Below are 15886 nucleotides of genomic sequence, written 5' to 3' on the forward strand. Positions count from 1 at the left end.
AGACAAGAACAGCACAACGGGAGGTTCCAAGCCGATGAGGTCCATTGCGTTCGCCGACTTCCTCATCGGCTTGGGCATCCTGTTCGTGCTGGAAGGCCTGATGTTCGCGGCAAGTCCGGCCTGGATGCGCAAGGCCATGAAAAGCGCCATGGCCACACCGGACAATGTGCTGCGGGCGGTCGGCATTGGTTCGGCCGTGGCCGGCCTGGTCCTGATCTGGGTTATGCGACGTCCAATTTAGCCGTCGCGCCAACGCCAAAGTGAAGGCGAGAGACGGGTTTTCGCCTTATTATCCGGGTCTTGAGACCCGTTAAGGTCCGCGCTTGCGCCGTCCCCCCGTTCGAGCGCAGTCTTGACGCCGAATCCTTATTCCCTGGAGATCACAATGACCGCTGCCACCATTGCCCCGAACCGTTTGCGCTTAGGGCTGGCCGCGCTCGCTTTTAGCGCGCTCGGCGCGCTCGGCACGCCGGCCTATGCACGCGGACCGGAGGGCATCGCCGACGTCGCCGAGAAGGTGATCGACGCGGTCGTCAACATCTCGACCTCGCAGACCGTCGAAGCCAAGGGCGGCGGCAGCAACGCCATGCCGCAACTACCCCCCGGCTCGCCCTTCGAGGAGTTCTTCGACGACTTCTTCAAGAATCGCAAGGGTCCCGGCGGCGGCAGCAAGGGCGGCGAGAACAGCCCGCCGCCGCGCAAGACCAACTCGCTCGGCTCCGGCTTCATCATCGACACCGCCGGCGTCGTCGTCACCAACAACCACGTCATCGCCGACGCCGACGAGATCAACGTCATCCTCAACGACGGTACCAAAATCAAGGCCGAGCTGGTCGGCGTCGACAAGAAGACTGACCTTGCCGTGCTGAAGTTCAAGCCGCCGAAGCCGCTGGTGTCGGTGAAGTTCGGCGATTCCGACAAGCTGCGCCTCGGCGACTGGGTCGTCGCGATCGGAAATCCTTTCAGCCTCGGCGGCACTGTGACCGCCGGTATCGTGTCGGCGAAGAACCGTGACATCTCCTCAGGTCCCTACGACAGTTACATTCAGACCGACGCCTCCATCAACCGGGGCAATTCCGGCGGTCCGCTGTTCAACCTCGATGGCGACGTCATCGGCGTCAACACACTGATCATCTCGCCCTCCGGCGGCTCGATCGGCATCGGCTTCGCCGTGCCGTCGAAGACGGTCGCGGGTGTCGTCGACCAGCTCCGCCAGTTCGGCGAATTGCGCCGCGGCTGGCTGGGCGTGCGCATCCAGAGCGTCACCGACGAGATCGCCGAGAGCCTCAACATCAAGCCGCCGCGCGGCGCGCTGATTGCCGGCGTCGACGACAAGGGCCCGGCGAAGCCCGCCGGCATCGAGCCCGGCGACGTCGTCGTCAAGTTCGACGGCAAGGACGTCAAGGACCCGAAGGACCTCTCTCGCGTGGTCGCCGACACGGCGGTCGGCAAGGAGGTCGAAGTCGTCATCATCCGCAAGGGTCAGGAGGAGACCAAGAAGGTCACGCTCGGCCGGTTGCAGGATCCCGACAAGGTGCAAGCCGCAGTGAAGACCGACGAGCCCGCGCCTGAAAAGACTGTGACGCAGAAGGCGCTCGGCCTCGATCTCGCGGCGCTGAGCAAGGATCTGCGTGCGCGCTACAAGATCAAGGACAGCGTCAAGGGCGTGGTCGTCACCAATGTCGACGCCAATTCGGATGCCGCCGAGAAGCGGCTCTCCGCCGGCGACGTCATCGTCGAAGTCGCGCAGGAGGCCGTCTCCAGCGGCGCCGACATCCAGAAGCGGGTCGACCAGCTTAAGAGGGACGGCAAGAAGTCGGTGCTGTTGCTGGTGTCGAATGCCGACGGCGAGCTGCGCTTCGTGGCGCTGAGCGCGCAGTAGGAAGAACGCCGCCTACTACAGGCTCACTGTCAAGCCCCGGCTCGACCGGGGCATCCAGTACGCCGCGGCCTCTCGGTTCTATCCTCGCGGCCTCTGGAATACAGGATCACCCGCTCCATTGCGCAATTGCGCACAAGGCGGGTGATGACAGCGGAGAGGAGGTTAAGCCTCCACAAACTCCTCGCGCCGATACCCCTGCGCGTAAAGCAGCGCGGTGAGATCGCCATGGTCGATCCGCGCCGCCGCTGCCGCGGCCACCGCAGGCTTGGCGTGATACGCCACGCCCAGTCCCGCCGCCTGGATCATCGCGAGATCGTTGGCGCCGTCCCCGACGACGACCGAGTCGATGTCGTCGAGATCGAACGACTCCATCAGATCCACCAGCGTCGCGAGCTTTGCCGCGCGACCCAAAATCGGCTCCTTGACCTCGCCGGTGAACTTGCCGTCGCGGACGATGAGCTCGTTGGCGCGGTTCTCCTGGAAGCCGATCTTGGCGGCGACCGCACTGGTGAACAGCGTGAAGCCGCCGGAGACGAGACAGGCATAGGCGCCGTGGGCGCGCATGGTCGCGACCAGCTCGCGGCCGCCCGGGGTCAGCGTGATGTGCTTGGCCAAGACCTCATCGACGACGCTGGCGGGGAGGTCCTTCAGCAGCGCGACGCGCTCGCGCAGCGCCGGCTCGAACTCGATCTCGCCGCGCATTGCGCGTTCGGTGATGGCAGCCACATGGGCCTTCAACCCGGCGAAATCGGCGAGCTCGTCAATGCATTCCTGCCCGATCATGGTGGAATCCATGTCGGCGAGAAAAAGCTTCTTGCGCCGGAAGCCGACTGGCTGCACGACGATGTCGATGGGCAGGTCGCCGCGAAGCTCGCGGAGCCGCTGCTCGATGGCGTGACGGTCGCCTTCGAGGTTACTGTCGGTGCCGAAGGGGATGTCGACTGCAACCCCGTCGAACAGCCAGTGCGCGGCAGCTGCTCGAGGCAGCACGGCGCGGGCGCCGTCGACGATGGTAGAGTCGAGCGCGGGATTATTCGGGTTGCAGATCAGCGTGGCGACGAGGGACATTTGAGGTTTTCGTGAGCGAGGAGCATCCGAGCAAGGCCGTGCTTATCGCAGGCCCGACCGCCAGCGGCAAGTCGGCGCTGGCGCTCGAGCTTGCGCTCGCGGCGGGCGGCGTCGTCATCAATGCCGATTCCATGCAGGTCTACCGCGACCTCCGCATCATCACCGCGCGCCCGACACATGGCGACGAGGCGCGGATGCCTCATCGCCTGTACGGCCATGTCGATGCGGCCATGAATTTTTCGGCCGGTGCCTGGGTGAGCGACGCGGCGAAGGCGCTCGCAGAGGCGAAAGCCGAAGGCCGCCTGCCGATTTTCATCGGCGGCACCGGGCTGTATTTCAAGGCGCTGACGGCAGGCCTTTCCGTGGTGCCGCCGATCCCTGCCGAGGTGCGCGAGCACGTTCGGGCGCGGCTGGAGCGGAACGGCGTGGAGGCGCTGCACGCGGAACTCGCAGCCTCCGATCCTCAAGCAGCCGAGCGATTGAACCTGCGCGACCGCACGCGCATTGCGCGCGCGCTCGAAGTGGTCGAAGCCACCGGCCGTTCGCTACTGGACTGGCACCATGAGGGCCAGCCGCCCTTGCTACCAAGGGACAGTTTTCACGCGGTGTTCCTCGCGCCCGAGCGCGACGAGCTCTATGCCCGCATCGACGCCCGCTTCGACGCCATGTTAGGTGTCGGCGCGCTGAAGGAGGTCGAGCGCCTCGCCGCCCGAAAGCTCGATCCGCTGCTGCCGGCGATGAAGGCTCATGGCGTGCCAGCCCTGATCCGGCATCTGGGTGGCGAGCTCAGCCTGGAGCAAGCGGCCACGATCGGCCGCGCCGACACTCGTCATTACGCCAAGCGGCAGTTCACCTGGTTCCGGCACCAATTGCCCGAATTCAAGTGGGTAAAGCCGGAGGAGGCGAGGGGCTGGCTCGCGGCGATCGTGAACGCGGCGCGGGACCCCGGCTGACGCGCTTTTGTGCCGCGGTTCCCGAATTTACCTCTCGCCGAACCCGGGGAACGCCGCTACATTGCCAAAATCGCGCGGGAACGGCCGCATTGCCTTGACATCGGGGCGTTGGTCGTTATGTTTCGCGCAACCTTTGGGAAGCCGGGCACCTGCCATGCGTAATATTATTACCAAACTCCTTATCGCCGTCGTACCCAGGCACACCGCCGGGGGTGGCTAGCTGCCATCCACATGACAGGCGGTGTGCATGGGCCCTCTTCGGGGCCTTTTTTATTTCCCGAACCCGACACGAACGAAGCCGCTGACAACAGCGCATCCGGAGCAAGCCAATGAGCGACAAGAGCCACGATCCGAACCAGATGACCGGCGCCGCGATGATCGTCCGCGCGCTCATCGATCATGGCGTGACCGACATTTTCGGCTATCCCGGCGGCGCCGTGCTTCCGATCTACGACGAGATCTTCCAGCAGAGCGAGGTCCAGCACATCCTGGTCCGCCACGAGCAGGGTGCGGGCCACGCCGCCGAGGGCTATGCGCGTTCGACCGGCAAGCCGGGCGTTGCGCTGGTGACCTCCGGCCCCGGCGCCACCAACATGGTGACGCCGCTCACCGACGCGCTGATGGACTCGATCCCGCTGGTCTGCATCTCCGGCCAGGTGCCGACGCATCTGATCGGCAACGACGCGTTCCAGGAGTGCGACACCGTCGGCATCACGCGCCCCTGCACCAAACACAACTGGCTGGTGCGCGACGTCAACGATCTCGCAAAGGTGCTGCACGAGGCGTTCTACGTTGCGACTACGGGTCGACCAGGCCCGGTGCTTGTCGACGTGCCGAAGGACGTGCAGTTCGCGACCGGCACCTATCATCCGCCGCGCAAGTCCGACGTGCATCGCTCCTATGCGCCGCGGGTGAAGGGCGATGCGACGCAGATCCGCAAGGCCGTGGCGCTGCTCGCAGGCGCCAAGCGTCCCGTGATCTACAGCGGCGGCGGCGTGATCAATTCCGGCCCCGAGGCGACCAGGCTGCTGCGCGAGCTGGTCGAGGTCACCGGCTTTCCGATCACCTCCACGCTGATGGGTCTCGGCGCATATCCTGCGTCGGGCAAGAGCTGGCTCGGCATGCTCGGCATGCACGGCACCTACGAAGCCAACATGACCATGCATGATTGCGACGTCATGCTGTGCGTCGGCGCGCGCTTTGACGACCGCATCACCGGCCGCGTCGATGCGTTCTCGCCGGGCTCGAAGAAGATCCACATCGACATCGACCCGTCCTCGATCAACAAGAACATCCGCGTCGACGTGCCGATCATCGGCGACTGCGGCAACATCCTCGGCGACATTCTCCAGGTGTTCAAGGCGGAGGCGAAGAAGCCCGACGTCAAGGCGTGGTGGCAGCAGATCGCGCAGTGGCGCGCCCGCAACTCGCTCTATTACAGAAAGAGCAACGACGTCATCCTGCCGCAGCACGCGATCCAGAGCCTGTTCGAGGCGACGCGCGGCAAGGACACCTACATCACCACCGAGGTCGGCCAGCACCAGATGTGGGCGGCGCAGTTCTTCGGCTTCGAGGAGCCGCATCGCTGGATGACGTCGGGTGGTCTCGGCACCATGGGCTACGGCCTGCCGGCCGCGGTCGGCGTGCAGGTTGCCCATCCCGACAGCCTGGTCATCGACATCGCGGGCGATGCTTCGGTGCAGATGACGATGCAGGAGATGTCGACGGCGGTTCAGTACGAGCTGCCGATCAAGATCTTCATCCTGAACAACCAGTACATGGGCATGGTGCGGCAGTGGCAGCAGCTGCTCCACGGCAACCGGCTGTCGCATTCCTACTCGGAGGCGCTGCCGGACTTCGTCAAGCTCGCGGAAGCCTATGGCGGCGTCGGCCTCCAGGTGCACAAGCCTGGCGATCTCGACGGCGCCATCCAGGAGATGATCTCGGTCAAGCGTCCGGTGCTGTTCGACTGCCGCGTCGCGGCTCTGGAAAACTGCTTCCCGATGATTCCGTCCGGCAAGGCGCATAACGAGATGCTGTTGCCGGAGCAGGCGAACGACGAAGCCACCGCAAAGGCGTTCGCCGGCGGCAAAGCGCTGGTGTGAGCGTGTTGGTCACAAATTCCGCTGTCATCGCCCGGCTTGACCGGGCGATCCAGTACGCCGCGGCCTCTCGATCACTCTCAGGGCCTCTGGAATACTGGATCCCCGCCTTCGCGGGGATGACAGTCGCGAGCGATGGTTGATGGGAAGGTAAAATGTTCGACCTGAAGGAGCTCGAACGCGCACATGCGATCGTGGGGCAGGCGGTGGCGGCGACGCCGGCGCATGCCTGGCCGCTGCTGAGCCAGCGGCTTGGCACGGAGGTCGTGGTCAAGCATGAGAACCACACGCCGACGGGCGCCTTCAAGGTGCGCGGCGGGCTCACTTACGTCGACCATCTCAAACGCGAGCGGCCCGCGACGCGCGGCCTGATCTCCGCGACACGCGGCAATCACGGCCAGAGCATCGCCTTCGCCGGGCGCCGTCACGGCTTGCCGGTGACGATCTACGTGCCGCGCGGCAATTCGATCGAGAAGAATCGCGCGATGATCGCCTTCGGTGGCGAGCTCGTCGAGCATGGCGACGATTTTCAGGCGGCCCGCGAGGAGGCGTATCGCCGGGCTGAGCGCGACGGTCTGCACATGGTGCCGGCCTTCCACCCCAACGTCGTGCTGGGCGTGGCGACCTATGCGCTCGAACTGTTCCGGGCCGCGCCGGATCTCGACACCCTCTATGTGCCGATCGGGCAAGGCTCGGGCATCTGCGGCTGCATCATGGCGCGCGATCTGCTCGGCCTGAGGACCGAGATCGTCGGGGTGCAGTCGACCGAGGCGCCGTCCTACGCGCTGTCTTTCGCAGCGCGCGCCGTGGTGAATACCAACAGCAGCAACACGCTCGCTGACGGCATGGCAACCCGCGCTCCCGATGCCGATGCGCTCGCGGTCATCCTCAAGGGCGCCTCGCGTATCGTCCAGGTGACGGATGATGAGATCGCGCTTGCGATCCGTGCGCTCTGGACCGACACGCACAATCTCGCCGAAGGCGCCGGCGCCGCCGCGCTCGCCGCGGCGCTTCAGGAAAAGACAAAACTGTCGGGCAAGCGCGTCGGTCTCGTGCTGTCCGGCGGCAATATCGATTTCGATCTGTTCCGCGGTTGGGTCGGGGCGGATGCGCCGGTCGCCCATCGGGCGACGGCGTAACGACGAGAATAGAGGGGACGACAATGAACCAGCCCGCATCCGCCTATTTCATCGAGGAGCGCCACGATCCCAACGAGACCCACACGCTTTCGGTGCTCGTGCAGAACGAGCCGGGCGTGCTCGCGCGCGTCATCGGCCTGTTCTCGGGGCGAGGCTACAACATCGAGAGCCTCACCGTCTCGGAGACCGAGAGCCAGAAGCATCTCTCGCGCATCACCATCGTCACTACCGGCACGCCGATGGTGATCGAGCAGATCAAGCATCAGCTCGATCGCATGATACCGGTCTATCGCGTCGTCGACATGACGCTGACGAAACGCTCGATCGAGCGCGAGCTGGCGATGGTGAAGGTGCGCGGGCAGGGCGAGCATCGCGTCGAGGCGCTGCGGCTGGCGGACGCGTTCCGCGCCCGCGTGATCGACGCTACCACCGAGAGCTTTGTGTTCGAGATCACAGGCAATACCGACAAGATCAATCAGTTTATCGACCTGATGCGTCCGCTTGGCCTCGTCGAAGTGTCGCGCACCGGCGTTGCCGCGATCGGCCGCGGGCCCGAGGGGATGTAAACCATGCTGGCGCGCGACTGGTACTACAACGAGCGGAACCGGATGGGCATCGGGCCCGCTGTGGCGTCGATCTACGACAGCCACGACGACGCCGATCTGCGGGCGCGCGCCGCGCTGAAAATGCTCGGCCTCCAGCGCGGCTGGCGCATCGCCGACATCGGATGCGGCAACGGCGTGCTGGCGACCGAGGCTGCGCTGATGGGCGCCGAGGTCGACGCTATCGACATCTCGCCCGCGATGCTGGCGCTCGCCGATATCTACGCGCGCGACCGCAAGGCGCCCGTGCGTACGCAGTCCGCCGGCCTGCTCAGCTTCGTCTACCGGCCGGAGTCCTATGACCTGATCGTCAGCGAGTTCACGCTGCACCATCTGCCGGATTTCTGGAAGGCGGTGGCGATGTCGCGGATCTATCGCGCGCTCAAGCCCGGTGCCACCTTCTATTTGCGCGACATCGTCTACGCCTCGATGCCCGATGCCGTCGAGCGCGACGTCGAGCAATGGGCCGACTTTGAGATCAAGAACCACGATGTCTCGCGTGAAAGTGTCGTCACCCACATGCGCGACGAGTATTCCACTTTTGGCTGGGTCATGGAGCGGATGCTGACCGACGTAGGCTTCACGCTGGTCTCGGCCGATTACCACGCCCCGATGCACGGCACTTATCTGCTGCAGAAACCCAATTCTTCCACCTAAAGGCCGGCGAGCAAGGCTAAAGCCGTGAGAGCAAACTGCAACTACGATGTAGCTGCGCTCCCTCCCCCGCTTGCGGGGGAGGGCTGGGGAGAGAGTGTCTCCGCAATCGAGAACCCCCAAGAGGAGAGAACCCTCACCCGCGCCTTCGGCGCGACCTCTCCCGCAAGCGGGAGAGGTTAGGAGTTTGGGATGAAGCCGGCCGACATCCTCATCGCCATCCTGGTGGCGATCATCTGGGGGCTTGCCTTCGTGGCGAGCCGGATCGCGCTCGACGAATTTTCGCCGGAGCTGATGACGGCGATGCGCTTCACCATTGCCGCGGTCCCGTGCCTGTTCGTTCGCAAGCCGAAAGTTGCCTGGTCGCTCCTGATCGCGATCAGCTTCACGCTCTTTCTCGGCCAGTTCCTCAGCCAGGCCTACGGCATCGCCCATGGCGTACCTGAGGGGCTGACCAGCGTCGTCGTGCAGAGCCAAGCGCTGTTCACGATCGGCTTTGCCGCGATCGCATTCGGCGAGCGGCCGACGCCGGCGCAGACGCTGGGCATCGTCATCGCAGCAATCGGCCTTTTGATGATCTGCGGCACCGTCGGCTACGATTTCAGCGTCGGTGCCTTCGCCGTGCTGATGATCGCGCCGGTCAGCTTTGCAATCGGCAATATCTTGCTGCGCGGCGCCCGCGGCGTGCCGATGTTCGATCTGTTCGCCTGGTTGTGCCTCGCCACCGCGGTGCCGCTGTTCGCGCTCGCGCTGGTCGTCAACGGACCGACGCCGACCTGGCAGTCGCTGATCCACATGTCGCTCACCGGCCTCATTTGCCTGCTGGTAATCGGCGCCATCTCCACCAGCATTGCCTATTGGCTGTGGGGTCGGCTCTTGCGCGACTATCCCGCCGCGCAGGTGGTGCCGTTCGCGCTGCTGGTGCCGTTCGTCGGCTCGGCCGCTTCCAGCATCGTGTTCGGCGAGAAGTTTGGCCCGCTGCGGCTGGCCGGCATGCTTACCGTGGTCGGCGGCATCGCTGTGATGGTCCTGGCGAAGCGCCCCGAGGCGTTACCCAAAGCACCGCAGCCGAAGGCCGCGTGAGGTGAGCATGTCCCAGTCGCTGCTGTATGCCTTCCTCGCCTTCATGGCCGTGATGTATTTCACGCCTGGGCCGAACAACATCATGCTGATGTCCTCGGGGCTGACCTATGGCTTCCGGCGCACCATCCCCCACATCGCCGGCGTCGTCATCGGCTTCGCCTTCATGGTTGCAGCAGTCGGCCTCGGGCTCGGCACCGTGTTCCTGGCCTATCCGATCCTGCAGACCATTTTGAAATATGCCGGCGCCGCCTACTTGCTCTACCTGGCCGCCGTGATCGCTTTCTCGGGCCCGGCCAAGCCCGGCGAGGGGGATGGCCGCGGCCCGATGACCTTCCTGGGCGCCGCCATGTTCCAATGGATCAACGCAAAGGGCTGGGTGATCGTGATCGGCACCATCACCGCCTATGCGGCCATCGCCCAATTCCCGCTCAACATCGCGATCCAGACCTTGATCAGCCTGCTCGTCGGCACGGTCTCGACGGTGGTCTGGGCCTTCTTCGGCACCGCACTGCGGCCGGTCCTGACCTCCGTGCGGCTGGTCCGCGCCTTCAATACCCTGATGGCGATCCTGCTGCTGGCGTCCCTCTTCCCCGTCTTCATGGATGCATGATGCCGCAGTTTTCCATGCAGAAACGGGTTTCCCAGGGGGCCGAAAATGCTCTAGACAGCCCCCGAAATCCGCAAATTTCACCGTCCGAGACCTGACCAACGGCCGATTCCGGCCCCTGAATGAGGAAACGACCATGCGTGTTTATTACGATCGCGACGCCGACCTGAACCTGATCAAGGGCAAGAAGGTCGTCATCGTCGGCTATGGCAGCCAGGGCCACGCTCATGCTCTGAACCTGAAGGATTCCGGCGTCAAGGAAGTGGCGATTGCGCTCCGCAAGGGTTCGGCCTCGGCCAAGAAGGCGGAAGCTGCCGGCTTCAAGGTGATGGAAGTCGCCGAGGCCGCCAAATGGGCCGACCTCGTCATGATGCTCACCCCGGACGAACTCCAGGGCGACATCTATCGCGAGCACCTGCACGACAACATGAAGAAGGGCGCCGCCCTCGTGTTTGCGCACGGCCTCAACGTCCACTTCAACCTGCTTGACCCGCGCGCCGATCTCGACGTGCTGATGATCGCGCCGAAGGGCCCCGGTCACACGGTGCGTTCCGAATATCAGCGCGGCGGCGGCGTGCCCTGCCTGATCGCGATCGCCAAGGACGTCTCGGGCAACGCCCACGACCTCGGCCTGTCCTACGCCTCCGCGGTCGGCGGCGGCCGCGCCGGCATCATCGAGACCACCTTCAAGGAAGAGTGCGAGACCGACCTGTTCGGCGAGCAGGTCGTGCTCTGCGGCGGCCTGGTCGAGCTGATCAAGGGCGGCTACGAGACGCTGGTCGAAGCCGGCTACGCCCCGGAGATGGCCTATTTCGAGTGCCTGCACGAAGTGAAGCTGATCGTCGACCTGATTTATGAAGGCGGCATCGCCAACATGAACTACTCGATCTCCAACACTGCCGAGTACGGCGAGTACGTCACCGGTCCGCGCATCGTCACCGACGAGACCAAGAAGGAGATGAAGCGGGTTCTGAACGACATCCAGTCCGGCAAGTTCGCCCGCGACTGGATGCTCGAGAACAAGGTCAACCAGACCTCGTTCAAGGCCACCCGCGCCAAGCTCGCCGAGCACCCGATCGAGGAAGTCGGCGCGAAACTGCGCGACATGATGCCCTGGATCAAGAAGGGCGCGCTGGTCGACAAGAGCAAGAACTAAGTCGCGGTCATCCGGATGCGGCGTATCGCTTACGCCGCGTCAGGACACGCGAGCGAAAACACAAGCTTCGCTCGCCAAACCACTTCTTAAACCTTCGCGACTATATTCGAGCGAGATCGCAACCAGCGGTCTCGCTCTTTTCGTCTCGCGCGAAGCATTGCTGCTTCATTCAAATTCTTCGCGAGCTAAAGTACTCCCTGAGTACGAAGGACTGACGCTTAAACCACATTCTTGGTCTCGCGTTGTTTTTCAGAATTTTTCAGACGCTCGCGATCCCCAAAAGCCCAGCGTCTTCAGGCTCGAGGATTCGGCTCTTCATCCGTATTGTCATGGTGCACTCAATCTCACGTCGCGACGATCGCGCCTCGCTTCATCTTAAGAACTGACACCTGCGACGTCTCCTTGAGCGTTGGACGGCATTGCGCCCCGGCACCTTTCTCCTACATGATCGCGGGAACTCAAGGGGGGAGAGACCATGCGATCCGTCGTCGTCACCGGCACGTCCACCGGCATCGGCTGGGCCATTGCGAAATTCCTGATCGGGCGCGGCTACCGCGTGTTCGGCAGTGTCCGCAAGCAGGCCGATGCCGATCGGCTCAAGGGTGAGTTCGGCGCCAATTTCACACCGCTGCTGTTCGATGTCACTGACGAGGCTGCCGTGCTGGCCGCCGCACGAGAGGTGCGCGAGGCGCTGGGCGGCGAGACGCTGGCCGGTCTGGTCAACAATGCGGGCATCGCCGTCGCCGGCCCGGTGCTCGAATTGTCGGCCGATGATTTCCGTCGCCAGATGGACATCAACGTCATCGGCCCCGTGATCGCAACGCAGGCTTTCGGGCCGCTGCTCGGCGCCGACCAGTCGCTGAAGGGGCCGAAGGGACGGATCGTGATGATCAGCTCGGTCGCGGGTAAGAACGGCAATCCGTTGTCGGCGCCCTACTGCACCTCCAAGCACGCCATCGAGGGGCTATCGGAAAGCTTGCGCCGCGAGCTGATGCTGTTCGGCATCGACGTCATCATCGTCGCCCCCGGCGCGGTGAAGACGCCGATCTGGAGCAAGGCCGAGCAGATCGATCTCTCCGTCTACCAGAACTCGCCTTATCTGCCGGCGCTGAACAAGGTCATGGCGTTCATGATGAAGCTCGGCGAGACTGGGCTGCCGGCCGAGCGGATCGCCGAGGTTGTTTTCGAGGCGCTCACGGCTGAGAGGCCAAGGGTTCGCTACCAGATCACGCCGGACCGGATGCGACATTTGATGACGGCCACGCTGCCCAAGCGCGTGGTCGACCGCATCATCGCCAAGCGTCTCGGGCTGCTGCCACAGGGCTGACCCACGTTCAGCTCGCCGCGGCCGTCCGTCCGCGTGGACGAGCGGCCATCGCGACCAGGCGCAGCGTCATCACGGCGATCAGCGGGATGAGGAACGCGGCATAGAGCGGCATCGCTGGCAGGCGCTTGCCGAACGACACCATGAACTGGAACCAGAGATAGTATCCGCCTGTCAGGTGCAGCGCGCGCCAGGCGTGCGGTCCGAGCAGCGCGGCGGTGCGATCGGACGAGGTCGCGCTCATGGCGATGATGAAGGCATAGCCGATTCCGCCGAAGATGTAGGAGGCTGCCGAGGTGGCCTCGGCAAAGCCGGTCGGATCCACCCTGGCGAACGCGATGATCGCAACCGCGTGAATGGCGTGGGAGGCGGCGAAGCTCAAGCCGAGATAGCGTCGGTTGCGGCACTGCCAGCGCGTCCAGGGATTTGGCCACAGTCGCGCCAGTGCCGCGGCACTGAAGGCAAGGCAGAACAGTAGCAGCGAGCTTCGCGCCGTGAAGCGTATCACCATCCGTACGCCCTCGACCTCGAACTGCCGCATTGAGGCGATCCACAGGCTCAGGACGATCAGGCTCAAGGAGAGGGCGGCAAGCAGACGCCAGCCTTCAAACCAGCTTTGGCGTTGTGACATGGCAATTTCCTCCATTATGTAATCATCGATTACATTTCGCTTGGCTGCGTGGTCAACGGTGTAATCACTGCTTACATTCACGTTCGGGTGATGCTAGGAAGCTGTATGCCCGCCCGACAACCGGCCAAGCCGCGCGCTCGCCGCAACACCTCTGAAGCCCGGCCCTATCACCATGGCGACCTCCGCCGCGTGTTGATCGATGCTGCCCTGCAATTGGCGGCGGAGGGGGCCGAAATTTCGGTGCGCGAGGCCGCACGCCGGGCTGCGGTTTCGCCGGGGGCACCGTTCCGGCACTTCCCCAACCGCGACGCGCTCATGTCAGCGGTGGCCGAGGAGGCGCAGCGGCGCTTTCGTACCGAGATCGAGGTGGCGCTGGAACGGGCACCGGCCGCCGACCCGTTTGGCCGCTTCCGCGCCTTCGGCCTCGCTTACCTGCGCTGGGCGATGCGCAATCCCGCGCATTTCGAGATCATCTCCACCGGACGCTATTTCGCCCATGGCAGCTCGGCGGAGCTGACGCGCGATAATGCCGAATTGATCGCGCTGACCGAGGGAATACTGATTGAGGCGGCAAGGCAGGGCCTGCTGCGGTCGGCCGACCTCAAGCGCATCCAGATCGCCGGCCGCGCCCTGGTCTACGGTTTCGCCCGGATGAATCTCGATGGCCACTTTCCACGCTGGGGCGTGGAGGAGGGCGAGATCGAGCGGATGGCGGAAGGGGTCATCGACCTGTTCATCGCGGGCATCGCCAAAGCCTAGCGTGGCTGGCCCATGCGGCCCATTCGCTCATCACTAACATTAAGCGAAGGTTGGACCGCGACACGCGTTGCTTGTGCGTGACCGTTCAATTACAGTTTTATGACACGGTGCAGGCCTTCCGGCTGCGCCGAACGCCGCAGGCCCGGTCAGCCGGCTCGGCATCACCGTGCCGGACCAGCAGTTGCGTGTCGTCGATGGCGTCCGCGCCCAATCCAGGTCCTTCTGCCGCCACCGCCGTGCTGGCGAGCGTCGCCGCGCTCGGCATCTGGCGGCTGCTCGCGGTCGCAGCGCCCCATCTCGCAGCGCTCGTACTGATGTACGAGACCGAGACGGATTTCGGCGCGCGGCTCTCCTTCGTGCTGGCCTGGGGCATCCTCAACTTCTTCTGGATCACGCTGCTGCGGCGGCCGGCGCTGTCGGGTGCGTTGTCGCTGACCATGGTCGTGGTGCTGGTGCTGCTGTCACGACTGAAGCACGACGTCGTGCAGATGACGGCCAACTTCATCGACCTGATGATGATCGACCGCGACACGGTGGCGTTCCTGTTCACGATCTTCCCGAATTTGCGCTGGTCGGTGATCGGGGCCGGCTTCGTCACGCTGCCGCTGATGTATGCGCTGTGGTGGCTCGATCCGTTTCGCATCCGTAGGCTACCGGCGCTCGCCTCGATGCTCGCCTGCCTTGCCGCACTGGTCGGCTATTCGCTCTATCATCCGGACGAGGCCTGGCGCGGCTATTACGACGACGGATATCTCTCGAAATTCTTCCGCTCCGGCGTCAGCGCGGTCTCCGATTTCGCGCAATACGGCTTCATGGAGTCGGCCGCTTCGACCAACGAACGGCTCAACATGCCGTTGGTCGATGCCTGCCACCCCGCGGGCCGCCGGCCGAACATCATCATGGTCCACGATGAGTCGAGCTTCGACATCCGCGCCGCGCAGGGCATCAAGGTGCCGCAAGGCTATGGCAGCCACTTCAAATCCTGGGACGGCAGGCAGCGCACGTTTCTGGCCGAGAGCAATGGCGGGCCGAGCTGGTTCACCGAATACAACGTGCTGGCGGGCCTTTCCTCGCGCTCGTTCGGCCGCTTCGCCTATTTCGTGACGCGCATCGCAACAGGCCGTGTCGAGCGCGGCCTGCCGCTGGCGCTGCGCCGCTGCGGCTACGATACGATGTCGCTCTATCCAGCCAATGGCGGCTTCATGGCCGCGCGCAGCTTCCAGATAACGACCGGCGTCGAACGCTTCCTCGACTCCAAGGATCTCGGCGCCAAGGATGTCGAGCCGGATAGCTTCTTCTACGACAAGGCGCTCCGGTTGATGGGTGAGCGGACGCCGAACAAGCCGCTGTTCACCTTCATCTATCTCGGCGCCAATCATTTCCCCTGGGAGACGCGCTTCCGCCCGGATCTGCTGCCGAACTGGCGCGCACCGGGCAATGTGCCGTCCATCGACGAATATCTGCGCCGGCAGGCGATGAGCGCCGAGCAGTACAAGGCTTTCCTCGCGGGCCTGAAGAAAAGTTTTCCCGGCGAGCCCTTCCTGATCGTGCGCTACGGTGATCACCAGCCGGAATTCGCGCCTGGTATCCTCGAGCCTGGCTTAGACGAGGGCGCTCTCGGCAAGAAGCTCGACGCCTACGATCCGCGTCTCTACGCGACCTATTACGCGATCGACGCCGTCAATTTCGAGCCGGTGAAGAGCGAGGCCGTGATGGACACGGTCGACGGCCCGTATTTGCCGCTGGTCATCCAGGAAGCCGCCGGCATTCCGCTCGATCCGTCCTTCGCCGAGCAGAAGGCGATCATGCTCCGCTGCAAGGGCATCTTCTACGGTTGCAGGGACGGGGCCGAAGCGCGCCGGCTGAACCGGCTGCTGATCAATGCGGGGATGATCAGGGGGCTGTAGCGCTAAAGCGCGATGAGAT

General features: G+C 64.4%; 15 protein-coding genes. 13 read left to right on the forward strand and 2 right to left on the reverse strand.

The genetic code is table 11. The features are described 5' to 3' along the window. Positions 1-34: 34 nt before the first annotated feature. Positions 35-241 carry a DUF2065 domain-containing protein gene (locus tag QCM77_RS33450; protein WP_018454337.1) on the forward strand — a complete coding sequence of 69 codons (207 nt, stop codon included), beginning with the start codon at positions 35-37 and terminating at the stop codon, positions 239-241. Positions 242-385: 144 nt separating this feature from the next. Next, a complete protein-coding gene (locus tag QCM77_RS33455) occupies positions 386-1882 on the forward strand; it encodes a Do family serine endopeptidase (RefSeq protein WP_279661060.1) in 1497 nt (498 codons plus the stop codon). Positions 1883-2044: 162 nt separating this feature from the next. Here QCM77_RS33455 and serB read toward each other — a convergent pair whose 3' ends face one another. Further along, positions 2045-2950: a phosphoserine phosphatase SerB gene (gene serB / locus QCM77_RS33460; RefSeq protein WP_279661061.1), complete on the reverse strand. Its 906-nt coding sequence runs from the start codon at positions 2948-2950 to the stop codon at positions 2045-2047. A gap of 11 nt (positions 2951-2961) precedes the next feature. Here serB and miaA point away from each other — a divergent pair, with 11 nt between their 5' ends. The 9 genes from miaA (at position 2962) to QCM77_RS33505 (ending at position 12573) form a co-directional block, all read left to right on the forward strand. Then, positions 2962-3903 carry a tRNA (adenosine(37)-N6)-dimethylallyltransferase MiaA gene (gene miaA, locus QCM77_RS33465; RefSeq protein WP_279661062.1) on the forward strand — a complete coding sequence of 314 codons (942 nt, stop codon included), beginning with the start codon at positions 2962-2964 and terminating at the stop codon, positions 3901-3903. A 329-nt stretch (positions 3904-4232) separates the two neighbouring features. Continuing rightward, positions 4233-6008: an acetolactate synthase 3 large subunit gene (locus QCM77_RS33470; RefSeq protein ID WP_279661063.1), complete on the forward strand. Its 1776-nt coding sequence runs from the start codon at positions 4233-4235 to the stop codon at positions 6006-6008. Positions 6009-6160: 152 nt separating this feature from the next. After that, positions 6161-7144, forward strand: a complete 984-nt coding sequence (locus QCM77_RS33475; protein WP_279661064.1) for a threonine dehydratase — start codon at positions 6161-6163, stop codon at positions 7142-7144. 23 nt (positions 7145-7167) lie between these two features. Further along, entirely contained in the window at positions 7168-7710 is a 543-nt protein-coding gene (gene ilvN / locus QCM77_RS33480; protein WP_007613340.1) for an acetolactate synthase small subunit, read from the forward strand. A 3-nt stretch (positions 7711-7713) separates the two neighbouring features. Then, the gene (locus tag QCM77_RS33485; RefSeq protein ID WP_462676310.1) at positions 7714-8403 is read left to right on the forward strand and encodes a class I SAM-dependent methyltransferase; all 690 of its coding nucleotides are present in this window, start codon (positions 7714-7716) and stop codon (positions 8401-8403) included. 189 nt (positions 8404-8592) lie between these two features. Continuing rightward, positions 8593-9483 carry an EamA family transporter gene (locus QCM77_RS33490; protein WP_279686322.1) on the forward strand — a complete coding sequence of 297 codons (891 nt, stop codon included), beginning with the start codon at positions 8593-8595 and terminating at the stop codon, positions 9481-9483. Between the two features lie 7 nt (positions 9484-9490). Continuing rightward, positions 9491-10093, forward strand: coding sequence for a LysE family translocator (locus QCM77_RS33495; protein WP_279686323.1), 603 nt, complete (start codon positions 9491-9493; stop codon positions 10091-10093). A gap of 133 nt (positions 10094-10226) precedes the next feature. Then, a complete protein-coding gene (gene ilvC / locus QCM77_RS33500) occupies positions 10227-11246 on the forward strand; it encodes a ketol-acid reductoisomerase (protein WP_148740630.1) in 1020 nt (339 codons plus the stop codon). Positions 11247-11721: 475 nt separating this feature from the next. After that, positions 11722-12573 carry an SDR family oxidoreductase gene (locus tag QCM77_RS33505; RefSeq protein ID WP_279661066.1) on the forward strand — a complete coding sequence of 284 codons (852 nt, stop codon included), beginning with the start codon at positions 11722-11724 and terminating at the stop codon, positions 12571-12573. 7 nt (positions 12574-12580) lie between these two features. Here the strand turns inward: QCM77_RS33505 and QCM77_RS33510 are convergent, their stop codons facing one another. Then, a complete protein-coding gene (locus QCM77_RS33510; protein ID WP_279686324.1) occupies positions 12581-13201 on the reverse strand; it encodes a hypothetical protein in 621 nt (206 codons plus the stop codon). A gap of 189 nt (positions 13202-13390) precedes the next feature. On the opposite strand from QCM77_RS33510, the gene QCM77_RS33515 reads away from it, so the two are divergent. Next, complete coding sequence (locus QCM77_RS33515; RefSeq protein ID WP_279686325.1) at positions 13391-13960, forward strand: TetR/AcrR family transcriptional regulator; 570 nt, start codon at positions 13391-13393, stop codon at positions 13958-13960. 194 nt (positions 13961-14154) lie between these two features. Further along, the gene (locus QCM77_RS33520) at positions 14155-15867 is read left to right on the forward strand and encodes a sulfatase-like hydrolase/transferase (protein ID WP_279686326.1); all 1713 of its coding nucleotides are present in this window, start codon (positions 14155-14157) and stop codon (positions 15865-15867) included. Positions 15868-15886 lie beyond the last annotated feature (19 nt).

Origin of the sequence: Bradyrhizobium nivariense, from assembly GCF_029846695.2 — a bacterium.
Taxonomy (GTDB): Bacteria; Pseudomonadota; Alphaproteobacteria; order Rhizobiales; family Xanthobacteraceae; genus Bradyrhizobium.